This is a genomic window from Streptomyces sp. RKAG293, from assembly GCF_023701745.1.
GTDB lineage: Bacteria > Actinomycetota > Actinomycetes > Streptomycetales > Streptomycetaceae > Actinacidiphila.
Genome location: NZ_JAJOZB010000001.1, coordinates 5,103,238 through 5,113,720, shown reverse-complemented (window position 1 = coordinate 5,113,720; position 10,483 = coordinate 5,103,238). Strand labels below are relative to the sequence as shown.

At 72.3% G+C, this 10,483-nt stretch carries 11 protein-coding genes and 1 pseudogene; 6 read left to right on the top strand and 6 right to left on the bottom strand.

Annotated features, from left to right (window positions below; genetic code table 11):
- The first annotated feature begins 161 nt into the window (after positions 1 to 161).
- Complete coding sequence (locus LNW72_RS22815; RefSeq protein WP_250977097.1) at positions 162 to 1,295, top strand: beta-eliminating lyase-related protein; 1,134 nt, start codon at positions 162 to 164, stop codon at positions 1,293 to 1,295.
- A gap of 55 nt (positions 1,296 to 1,350) precedes the next feature.
- Here LNW72_RS22815 and LNW72_RS22810 read toward each other — a convergent pair whose 3' ends face one another.
- Positions 1,351 to 1,554, bottom strand: coding sequence for a hypothetical protein (locus tag LNW72_RS22810; RefSeq protein WP_250980494.1), 204 nt, complete (start codon positions 1,552 to 1,554; stop codon positions 1,351 to 1,353).
- Here LNW72_RS22810 and LNW72_RS22805 point away from each other — a divergent pair.
- Positions 1,505 to 1,708, top strand: a pseudogene (locus tag LNW72_RS22805) (ArsR/SmtB family transcription factor); the annotation flags it as partial. The gene LNW72_RS22810 and the pseudogene LNW72_RS22805 sit on opposite strands and share 50 nt — an antisense overlap.
- 92 nt (positions 1,709 to 1,800) lie before the next feature.
- Here LNW72_RS22805 and LNW72_RS22800 read toward each other — a convergent pair.
- The 3 genes from LNW72_RS22800 to cdgB all read right to left on the bottom strand — a co-directional run bounded on the left by LNW72_RS22800 (position 1,801) and on the right by cdgB (position 5,664).
- Complete coding sequence (locus tag LNW72_RS22800; RefSeq protein ID WP_138354110.1) at positions 1,801 to 2,490, bottom strand: response regulator transcription factor; 690 nt, start codon at positions 2,488 to 2,490, stop codon at positions 1,801 to 1,803.
- A gap of 90 nt (positions 2,491 to 2,580) precedes the next feature.
- The gene (locus LNW72_RS22795) at positions 2,581 to 3,783 is read right to left on the bottom strand and encodes a histidine kinase (RefSeq protein ID WP_250977096.1); all 1,203 of its coding nucleotides are present in this window, start codon (positions 3,781 to 3,783) and stop codon (positions 2,581 to 2,583) included.
- 249 nt (positions 3,784 to 4,032) lie between these two features.
- A complete protein-coding gene (gene cdgB / locus LNW72_RS22790) occupies positions 4,033 to 5,664 on the bottom strand; it encodes a diguanylate cyclase CdgB (protein WP_250977095.1) in 1,632 nt (543 codons plus the stop codon).
- Positions 5,665 to 5,971: 307 nt separating this feature from the next.
- Here cdgB and LNW72_RS22785 point away from each other — a divergent pair, with 307 nt between their 5' ends.
- Positions 5,972 to 6,475 (top strand): flavin reductase family protein, encoded by a 504-nt coding sequence (locus LNW72_RS22785; protein ID WP_250977094.1) that lies wholly within the window; start codon positions 5,972 to 5,974, stop codon positions 6,473 to 6,475.
- A 32-nt stretch (positions 6,476 to 6,507) separates the two neighbouring features.
- Here the strand turns inward: LNW72_RS22785 and arfB are convergent, their stop codons facing one another.
- On the bottom strand, positions 6,508 to 6,936 hold the full coding sequence (gene arfB / locus LNW72_RS22780; protein WP_250977093.1) for an alternative ribosome rescue aminoacyl-tRNA hydrolase ArfB: 429 nt from the start codon (positions 6,934 to 6,936) through the stop codon (positions 6,508 to 6,510).
- A 174-nt stretch (positions 6,937 to 7,110) separates the two neighbouring features.
- Between arfB and LNW72_RS22775 the strand changes: the two genes are divergently transcribed.
- On the top strand, positions 7,111 to 7,686 hold the full coding sequence (locus tag LNW72_RS22775) for a TerD family protein (protein ID WP_138354105.1): 576 nt from the start codon (positions 7,111 to 7,113) through the stop codon (positions 7,684 to 7,686).
- Positions 7,687 to 7,756: 70 nt separating this feature from the next.
- Here the strand turns inward: LNW72_RS22775 and LNW72_RS22770 are convergent, their stop codons facing one another.
- Complete coding sequence (locus tag LNW72_RS22770) at positions 7,757 to 8,293, bottom strand: heme-binding protein (RefSeq protein ID WP_250977092.1); 537 nt, start codon at positions 8,291 to 8,293, stop codon at positions 7,757 to 7,759.
- 274 nt (positions 8,294 to 8,567) lie between these two features.
- Here LNW72_RS22770 and LNW72_RS22765 point away from each other — a divergent pair, with 274 nt between their 5' ends.
- Both LNW72_RS22765 and LNW72_RS22760 read left to right on the top strand, forming a co-directional pair.
- On the top strand, positions 8,568 to 9,758 hold the full coding sequence (locus LNW72_RS22765) for a sensor histidine kinase (RefSeq protein ID WP_250980269.1): 1,191 nt from the start codon (positions 8,568 to 8,570) through the stop codon (positions 9,756 to 9,758).
- An 11-nt stretch (positions 9,759 to 9,769) separates the two neighbouring features.
- The gene (locus tag LNW72_RS22760) at positions 9,770 to 10,429 is read left to right on the top strand and encodes a response regulator transcription factor (RefSeq protein WP_250980268.1); all 660 of its coding nucleotides are present in this window, start codon (positions 9,770 to 9,772) and stop codon (positions 10,427 to 10,429) included.
- The last annotated feature ends 54 nt before the right edge of the window (positions 10,430 to 10,483 follow it).

Genomic DNA, 10,483 nt, shown 5'->3' with positions numbered 1-10,483 from the left:
ACGCTGCGCTGGCCTTCCGTTCCAGTCCTGAGCGGTACCGGACGTTCTCGTCAATGCTACGCGAATGCTTCCCGGCCTCCCCGGGGGTCCATGGGATGGACGCCCGGCAGCCGGGAAATCCCCCTCGGCAGAAGGGGTCCCCGTGGGGCAGGATCGGTGCCATGGGCAATGCGATCGACGACGAGAAGGCAGCGCGACTGGCGGCTGTACGGGCTTGTGACCGGGTGCTGTCCGGCGGCAAGCGGCCGCTGATGCGCGAACGGCTGGAGCGCCTGGTGGCCGAGAGCGCGGCCGCGTACGACCTGGACCTTCCGCTGGACATGTACGGCGACGGCGTCGTCGCCACGCTGGAGCAGCGGGTGGCGGAGCTGCTGGGCCTGGAGGCCGCGGCGTTCTTCCCGACCGGCACGATGGCGCAGCAGGTGGCCCTGCGGTGCTGGGCGGGCCGGACGGGCAACCCGTCGGTCGCGCTGCACCCGCTGGCCCATCCGGAGGTGCATGAGCGCGACGCCCTCTCGGTGGTGAGCGGGCTGCGCACCGTCCATCCGACGACCGCGCCCCGGATGCCGACCGCGGAGGAGATCAGGAACCTCGACGAACCGTTCGGCACGCTGATGCTGGAGCTGCCGCTGCGCGACGCGGGCTTCCAGCTGCCCACCTGGGAGGAGCTGACCGCGACGGTGGCCGCCGCGCGCGACCGGGACGCCGTGGTGCACTTCGACGGCGCCCGGCTGTGGGAGTGCCCGCCGCACTTCGGACACTCCCTGGCGGAGATCGCGGACCTCGCGGACAGCGTCTACGTGTCGTTCTACAAGTCGCTCGACGGCATCGCGGGCGCGGTGCTCGCCGGCCCTGCGGACCTGATCGCGGAGGCGAAGGCCTGGCGCCACCGGTACGGCGGGCTGCCGTTCCAGCAGTTCCCGACGGTGCTCGCCGCGCTGGCCGGACTGGACAACGAACTGCCGCGGCTGCCCTCGTACGTGGCGCACGCGAAGAACGTCGTGGAGGGGCTGCGGGACGGCCTCGAGGGCGCGGTGCCGTTCTTCCGGATCAACCCCCCGGTGCCCTTCACCCACCAGTTCCAGGTGTGGCTGCCGTACCCGGCCTCGGTACTGGACGCGGCCGGGCTGCGGCAGGCCCTGGAGACGAAGTCCGTCGTGTTCGGCAAGTGGTTCGACAGCGAGGTGCCGGGGATGTCGGTGACCGAGGTGACGGTGGCCGCGTCGGCGCTGGAGTGGACGGTGGACGACGTCGCGGAGGCGGTGCGGGCGTTCGTGGAGCGCCTGGACGCCTGACGGCGGCCGATCCCCGCTGCCGCACGCGCCCCGCCGCCGGCAGGCCTCCCGCGCGTCATTCCCCCGCGACGCGCGGCAGCAGCTTGCCGGTGGTGGTGCGGGTGTCCATGAGCCGGTGCGCCTCCGCGGCCTGCCGCGACACGACCCCGTAGACCGCGCCCGCCCCACCGAGCCGGGCGACCTGCCCGGCGACCGTGCCGACTCCGCCGGCCGGCGACTGGGAGCGGACCTGCGGAACCTTCGACGTGCCCGTCGGCAAGGCCGCGCTCAGCCACCACTTCGCAGTACTGCGCACGGCCGGGCTGATCGAGCGGCGCGACCAGGGACCCAAGCGCGTCAACCGGCTGCGCCGGGCGGAGTTCGACCAGCGCTTCCCGGGGCTGCCGGCGCTGGTCCTGCGCGACGACGGCTGACGACAGAGCTGGAGCCGCGGGCTACGGCGACCAGGCGGCTAGGGCCTGTCGTCTGGATCTCCACGGCGTCGCGGAGATCCAGACGACAGACCCTAGTGGCCGCCGGTGCCGGCGCGCACCAGGCCCGTCTCGTAGGCCAGCACCACCGCCTGGACGCGGTCGCGCAGATCGAGCTTGGTGAGGATCCGGCCGACGTGGGTCTTCACCGTCGCCTCGGACAGCACCAGCTTCCGCGCGATCTCACCGTTCGACAGCCCCTGGGCGACGAGCAGCAGCACCTCGCGCTCGCGCTCGGTCAGCCGGTTCACCGCCGTGTTGTCCGGGGCGCCGGAGCTGGGCAGCATCGGCGTGAAGCGGTCCAGCAGCCGGCGGGTGGTGCTCGGGGCGACGACTGCGTCCCCGCTGTGCACGGAACGGATCGCGCCCAGCAGCTCGTCCGGCGGGACGTCCTTGAGCATGAAGCCGCTGGCGCCCGCCTTGAGCGCCGAGAAGGCGTATTCGTCCAGGTCGAAGGTGGTGAGGATGAGCACCCGCGGGCCGCCGTCGTCCGGCTTGCGGTCCGGGCCGCCGCAGATCTGGCGGGTCGCCTCGACACCGTCGAGGCGCGGCATGCGGACGTCCATCAGCACCACGTCCACCTTGGTGGAGCGCAGCACCTCGATCGCCTCCGCGCCGTCGCCCGCCTCCGCGACGACCTCCATGTCGGGCTGGGCCTGCAGCACCATGCGGAAACCGGTGCGCAACAGCACCTGGTCGTCGACGAGCATTACGCGGATCGCCATCGTGTTCTGGTCCTCTTCTGCTGGAAATCGGCTTCTGGGAGTCGGCGGGGATGACCCGGTGGGGCGGGACGGCGGGGGGCGCCGGGTGCGTCAGCGTCCCGTCTTGAGGGGCAGCACCGCGCTGATCCGGAAGCCGCCGCCGGGCCGTGGCCCGGCCTCCAGCGTGCCGCCGATCATGCCGATGCGCTCGCGCATCCCGATCAGGCCCTGACCGAGGCCGTCCTGGCCGCCGTCCTCGTACAGCTCGTGCTGGGAACCCCGCCCGTCGTCCTCGATGAGCAGGTCCAGTTCGGCGTCCGCGAAAACGAGCTGGACGGTGGCGGTGGCGTCCATGCCGCCGTGCTTGCGGGTGTTGGTCAGCGCCTCCTGGACGATGCGGTACGCGGTCAGCTCCACGCCGCTGGAGAGCGGGCGGGCCTCGCCGGTCACCTCGAAGCGGACCGGCAGACCGGCGCCGCGCACCTGCTCGACGAGCTCGGCCAGCTGATCGACACCGGGCTGCGGCACGTACTCGCCGCCGCTGTCGTCGCCCGCCCGCAGCAGGCCGAGCAGCCGGCGCATCTCGGCGAGCGCCTGGCGGCCGGTGCTGGAGATCGTCGACAGCGCCTGCTTGGCCTGCTCGGGCGAGGCGTCCAGCACATAGGCGGCGCCGTCCGCCTGCACCACCATCACCGACACGTTGTGCGCCACCACGTCGTGCAGCTCCCGCGCGATCCGGGCCCGCTCGGCGGCGACCGCGGCCTTGGACTGCGCCTCGCGCTCCCGCTGGAGCCGGGCGGCCCGCTCCTCCAGCTGGAGGTAGTAGGCACGGCGGGTGCGGAGGCTGTCGCCGATGACCCAGGCGAGCGCGAAGGGGACGGACACGAAGATCACTTGGGCGATGCCGACCCAGGTGCTGGAGTACGGGTTGTCGTCCGGCCAGCGCAGCGTCGAGATCGGCGAGGCGCTCAGACCGCCGACGAGGGCGAGCCGCGAGGCCCAGCGGGCGCCGTTGGCGGCGGCGGTGTAGACGGCGACCAGCATCGCGAAGTCACCGGGATTGACCCGGACGTCCAGCACGATCTGGGCGATGCCGAGGGCGATGACCAGCAGCAGCGTGTTCTCCGGCGACCGGCGGCGCAGCGCGACGACGGCGCTCAGCCCGATCGCGATCGGGACCGCGGCCAGCCGGGAGAACGGCGACAGCTGGCTGTCCTCCATCACGAACAGCGCGCTGATCCCGAGCAGGACGAGAGCCCAGAAGCTGTCGACCCACGTCGGGTGTCTGCGGAGGAAGGAGTAGAGGCGCTGCACATTACCCAGCGTATGCAGGGGAATGGCGGTCCGGGGTCAACCGCCAGATCGATCTCGGGTACTCCGCAAGGTGGAGGGAACCCCCGTGAACCCGGCATTGGTCCCGTTGCGGTCCGGCTTTGGTCCCGTTCCGCCCCGGTATCGACCCTCAACGGGCTCAGGGGGTCACCAACCGATCACCGGGGGCCGTCCGATCCCACCCCTGCGGACCTGCGGACCGGTCCCGCCCGGTCCCGCCCGGCCCCGGGGTCAGCCCGCGCGGCGGTGGTTGCGCGAGCGGGAGCGCTTCTCGATGTACATGCGCTGGTCCGCGGAGTGCAGGATCTCGTCGGCGGTCATACCGCAGCCGGCCCAGCCGATGCCGAAGCTGGCGCCGACGCGTACCGCCCGGCCGTCGACCCGGATCGGCGGGATGATCGCGTTGCGCAGCCGCACCGAGAGGTCCTGCGCGTCGGCCGGACCCAGGCCGTCGGCGAGGACGACGAACTCGTCGCCGCCGAGCCGGGCCACGGTGTCGCCGTCCCGGACCACGCTCGCCAGCCGGCGGGCGACCTCGATCAGGACGGCGTCGCCCGTGTGGTGACCGAACCGGTCGTTGATCGACTTGAAGCCGTCCAGGTCGCAGAAGAGCACGGCCAGGCCCTTGCTGCCCGAGTCCACGCTCTCGTCCGGCGCGGTGGTGTGGGTGTGCAGGTCGTAGCCGCCGACCGCCCCCATGGGGCTGGCCATCTCGTCCGGGCCGAAGCCGTAGCTGAACGCGAACTCGTCGGGTGCGGCGTCGGACACCGCGTCGTCCGGCCGTTGACAGAGCCGGCTGGAGAGCCGGGCGCGCAGCTCCGCGCTGTTCGGCAGCCCGGTCAGCGAGTCGTGGCTGGCGCGGTGGGCGAGCTGCATCTCGCGGCCCTTGCGCTCCTCGATGTCCTCGACGTGGGTCAGCAGGAAGCGCGGCCCGTCCGCCGTGTCCGCGACGACGGAGTTGCGCAGCGAGACCCACACATAGGTGCCGTCACGGCGGGCCAGGCGCAGCTCGGCCCGGCCGCCCTCGGCGGAGGTCCGCAGCAGCAGGCCGACGTCCTCGGGGTGGACGAGGTCGGAGAACGAGTAACGCCGCATCACGGAGGCGGGGCGGCCCAACAGCCGGCACAGCGCGTCGTTGGCGCGCAGCAGCTTGCCGTGCTGGTCGCCGCCCATCTCGGCGATGGCCATACCGCTGGGCGCGTACTCGAACGCCTGCCGGAAGCTCTCCTCGCTGGCGCGCAGCGCCTGCTGGTCGCGCTCCAGCCGGACCAGCGCCCGCTGCATGTTGGCCCGCAGCCGGGCGTTGCTGATGGCGATGGCGGCCTGGAAGGCGTACATCTGGAGCGCCTCGCACCCCCAGGGGCCCGGGTGCCGGCCGTTGGTGGGCTTGTCGACGGAGATGACGCCGATCAGCTCGCCGCCGATGTTGGCGGAGGCGTACATCGGGGCGTAGAGCCGGTCGTTGGGGTGCCACTCGTCCGGAAAGCGGGGCGGCGGGCCGTCGGTGTGCCACTGCGGGACGTCGTCGTCGACCAGGACCCAGCCCTCGGTGTGCGGTATGAACCGCAACATCCCCCAGCGCTCACCCATGTTCAGCCGGCGCTCCCACGAGGAGCGGGATCCGACGCGGCCGGCGAGCAGTGACTCGGCGGCGGCACTTCCGGCGAAGGCGGCGACGACCAGGTCGCCGTCCGGGCGCACCAGGTTCACGGCGCAGAGTTCATAGCCCAGCCCGTTGACCACCCCGTCGGCCACGGCCTGCAGAGTGTCGGCGAGACTTCGTGCCGTATTGAGGTCTGCTACGACCTGGTGCAGCTGACGCAGGGTCGCGAGACGGACATACGGCTCCGACTCGGTGTCCATGCCTCTCTCCGAGCCCTCGACAGCAACTCCTGGGATTTCTTGTCGTCCGATTGCCACGGCAACTGAATCACAGCGAGCAGTTCGGCCGGTACACAGGGTCAACAATTCCTGCCCCTTGTGACTCAAGTCACAGGAGTTTGTCCGGGCTTGACCACGGAGCGTATGGCTTTGGGCCTAGGACCCGGCTAGTACCGGCCTAGGCCGGGCCCGGGCCGGTCCTGGTCCTGAAGCCCGATGCGCGGGGCCAGAACGGGGACGTACCGTCCTTGGTGTGCTGCAGACATCCGCTGTCCCCCATCCTGGGATCATGGCCCACCCCGACGACTTCCGCGCCGCGATGGCCCGCCTCGCGGCCGGCGTCGTTCTCGTCACCGCTCACGACCCGGAGGACGGGCCCCGGGGCGAGGACGTCGGTATGACGGCCACCGCGTTCCTGTCCGTCTCGCTCGAACCGCCGATGGTACTGGTGAGCGTTCGCACGGACTCGCGAATGGACGATCTGCTGGAACGGCAGCCGCTGTGGGCGGCGTCCGTGCTCAGCGAGAGCCAGCGGCACATCGCGGGGCGCTTCGCGATGCGCGGCCGGATCAGCGACCGGCTGCTCTTCGAGGACGTCGCCTACTACCGGGGCACCCGATCCGGTGCACCGATACTCGGCGGGGCGCTCTCGGTGCTGGAGTGCGAGACGGAGCAGCGGATCACGGCCGGGGACCACACCCTCGTCATCGGACGGGTGCTCGCCGCGCAGACGCCGAGCGCCGCCGGCTCACCGCTCGTCTACTTCAAGGGCCGCTACCGGCAGCTCGACTGAGCCGACGGCCCAACGGCCCGGAGTTCCGGGGGTCAGTCCCAGGAACGCTGATCGCGGCCGCGCTTGGTCTCGCCGCGCTGCTTCTTGTGCCGCAGCCGCCGCTCGTTGATCCCACGCGGGATCTTCGTCGGACGGCGCGGTTTGGGCGGCGGAGCGGTGGCCGTCGCCAGCACCGACGCCAGCCGGACGAGCGCCGTCTCCCGGTTGCGCCACTGCGAGCGGTGCTCGGAGGCCTTGACCGTCAGCACGCCGGAGACGAGCTTGCCCGCGAGGCGCTCCAGCGCCCGGTCCTTCCAGACCGGCGGCAGGGATTCCGTACCGGCGAGGTCGAAGCGCAGCTCGACCTGGCTGTCACTGGTGTTCACATGCTGCCCGCCCGGCCCCGACGACCTGGAGAAACGCCACAGGAGCTCGGTCTCCGGGACGGAGACGGAGCCGCGAATGACAAGGGGACCGGACATGCGTCCTATGATCCCGTGTTCCGACGGCTCCCGTCACAGGGTTTTCCACGGTGGTTTCGGCCGCCGTGGCCAATCGTGAATCCTTCGAAGGGAACCAGACAGTCCTCTGACGGCGTTGTGACGGGTGACGGTAGCTTCGTCGGCAACAACCCATCTCCATGGAGGGGACTCCCAATGGCTGTAAGCCTGTCCAAGGGCGGCAACGTCTCGCTGACCAAAGAGGCGCCTGGCCTGACGGCGGTCACGGTCGGTCTCGGCTGGGACGTCCGTACCACTACCGGTACCGACTTCGACCTCGACGCGAGCGCCATCGCTGTGAACACCACCGGCAAGGTCTACTCGGACGGCCACTTCGTCTTCTTCAACAACAAGGCGACGCCGGACCAGTCCATCGTGCACACCGGCGACAACAAGACCGGTGAGGGCGAGGGCGACGACGAGCAGATCAAGGTCAACCTGGCGGCGCTCCCGGCCGACATCGACAAGATCGTCTTCCCGGTCTCGATCTACGACGCCGAGACCCGCAGCCAGAACTTCGGCCAGGTCCGCAACGCCTACATCCGCATCGTCAACCAGGCCGGCGAGGCGGAGATCGCCCGCTACGACCTGAGCGAGGACTCGGCCACCGAGACCGCGATGGTCTTCGGCGAGCTGTACCGCAACGGCGCGGAGTGGAAGTTCCGCGCGGTGGGCCAGGGCTACGCCTCCGGCCTCGTGGGTATCGCCACGGACTTCGGCGTCAACCTCTGACACCGGCCGCACCTCCCGACGGCCTCCGGATCGCACGCCGATCCGGAGGCCGTCGGCGTTCGTCCGGCGGTCACTTCCCGAGAGCCGCCACCCCGGCCCGCGCGAACTGCTCGTCCAGGTCACCGCTGGGCGCACCGGCGACCCCGATGGCCGCGATCGGCGCACCGCCGTCGGTGACGGGAGCGGCGCCGGCCAGGAAGAGGGTGCCGGGGATGTCCTTGAGGTTCGGGGCCTGGGCCAGCCGCTTGGCCAGCTCCGAGGTCGGGGCGTTCCAGGAGACCGCGGTGTACGCCTTGCGCTCGGCGGACTCGTAGGACTGCGGGCCCGCGCCGTCGCCGCGCAGGGTGACGACGGTGTTCCCGTTGCGGTCGACGACCGCGACGGTGACGTGCTGACCGGCCTTCTCGGCGGCGTCGAGCGCTGCCTGGGCGCCCTTGGCGGCGGCGTCGATCGTCAGATGCGTCGTCCGGACGGTCTGCGACGGCCGGACGTCGGCGGCCTTCGCGGCGGGCGCCGGGGCGGCGGACGCCGACACGCTGCCGAAGACGCCGGCGCCGAGAGCGGCGGCGGCGAGGGACCCGGCCAGAACACGAGCGGAAATCTTCACGGTCACTCCTCATCGGGGGAACTCGGACCCGTTCAGGCCCGCCCTCCGATCCTCATCCCGGCCAGGGCCGCCGAGGGTCGGCGAGCCGGCCCCTCACCGAGGGCATGATGGATGACGGGGCCGTCAACCGATCGGATGATGCGGGGCCGGCGGGGCCGGGCGATAAAGGGAGACGGGGGCAGGAGCGGCCGACGACGAGGAGATCCACGTGAGCACCACCCCGCGACCGGCGGCGGAGACCGCCGACCCCGATGCGGGCTGGCTCACCCTCGTCATGCACTCCGCGTTCGTCCTGCTGCTGGGTGCCTCGCTGACCCGCTTCGTGGTGCACCATCCGGGCGCCGCGCGGGTGCCGTGGGTGATCGGTCTGAGCGTCGCGCTCGCCGTCCTGTACGCGCTCGGTCCGGCCGCCGGACGGGCCGGGCCCTCGGCCCACCGCCTGTGGCTGGCGGCCGTCGTCGTCGCCTGGGTGGTGATCGTGCTGCTGGCGCCGAGCTTCGCCTGGTGTGCGATCCCGCTCTTCTACACCGGGCTGCGGACCCTGCCGGCACGTGCCGCGATCATCCTCGTGGCCGCTCTCACCGTCCTGGTCGTCATCTCCCAGCTGCGGCTGGCCGACGGCTTCGACCCCAACCTCCTCCTGCTGCCGCCCGCCGTCGCGGGCCTCGCCACCGCCGTCTTCCTGCACATGCAGCGGCAGGCCACCCGTCAGCACGCGCTCATCGACGACCTCGTCAGGACCCAGCGGGAGCTCGCGGCGACCGAGCGGCGCGCGGGCGCGCTGGCCGAGCGGCAGCGGCTGGCGATGGAGATCCACGACAGCCTGGCGCAGGGCCTGTCCAGCCAGCAGATGCTGCTGCAGGCCGCCGCCCGCACCTGGGACACCGACCCGGCGACCGCCAGGACGCACCTCACCACCGCGACGTCGATCGTCGCCCGCAACCTCGCCGAGGCCCGCGCCTTCGTGCACGACCTCGCGCCCGCCGACCTCGCCGACGGCGGCACCCTGCACGACGCGCTGCGGGCGCTGGCCGAACGCGAGTCGGCGGAGAGCGGCCTGCCGGTCCGCTTCCACCTGGACGGAAGCCCTGACGGGACGGCCTCAGCGGGCTCGGGCGGGACGGGCTCGGGTGGGCTGCCGGCCGCCGCGCAGGCCGCGCTGATGCGGATCGCGCAGGGCGCGCTGGCCAATGTGCGCGAGCACGCCGGCGCCTCGGCCGCCGTGATCACCCTGTCGTACCTCGGCGACCAGGCCGTCCTGGACATCGCGGACGACGGCCGCGGCTTCGACCCCGCCGACCGCGCGGGCCCCACCTCCGGCACCGCCGCCGAAGGGGCGGGCCGCGGCCACGGCCTGCCGGCGATGCGCGCCCGGCTCCGCCAGTTCGGCGGCACCCTGACCGTCGAGAGCGGCGCGGGCGAAGGCACCGTCGTCACCGCCACGATCCCCCTGGAGCACCAGTGACCGCCGCCGCCCTGCCGGAACCCACCCCCGCGCCCGCCCCCGTGCGGCTGCTGGTCTGCGACGACCACGCCGTCGTACGCGCCGGGCTCCTCGCGCTGCTCGCCAGCGCGGGCGACATCGAGGTGATCGGCGAGGCCGGGACGGGCGAGGAGGCGGTCGTCATGGCCGCCCGGCTGCGCCCGCAGGTCGTGCTGATGGATCTCCAGCTGGGGGCCGGGATCGACGGCGTCGAGGCCACCCGGCGGATCACCTCGGCCGTCGAGGCGCCCGACGCGGCCCCGCACGTCCTGGTGCTGACCACGTACGACACCGACGCCGACATCACCCGCGCCATCGAGGCCGGGGCGACCGGCTATCTGCTGAAGGCGGAGCGCCCCGAGGAGCTGTTCGCCGCGATCCACGCGGCGGCCCAGGGCCGCACCACGCTCTCGCCGCCGGTCGCCAGCCGCGTCATGGCCCGGATGCGCGCCCCGCGCCCGAACCTCACGGAACGCGAGCTGGACATCCTCGCCCAGCTCGCGCAGGGCCTGGGCAACCGCGACATCGCCCGCGCGCTGTTCATCAGCGAGGCGACCGTCAAGACGCACCTGGGCCGCATCTACGACAAGCTCGGCGTCGACACCCGCGCCGGAGCGGTGTCCGTGGCCAAGGAGCAGCGGCTGCTGCGCTGACCCGGAGCGGGCGGCGGTTGCTGCGCCGACCCGGAGCGGGCGGCGGTTGCTGCG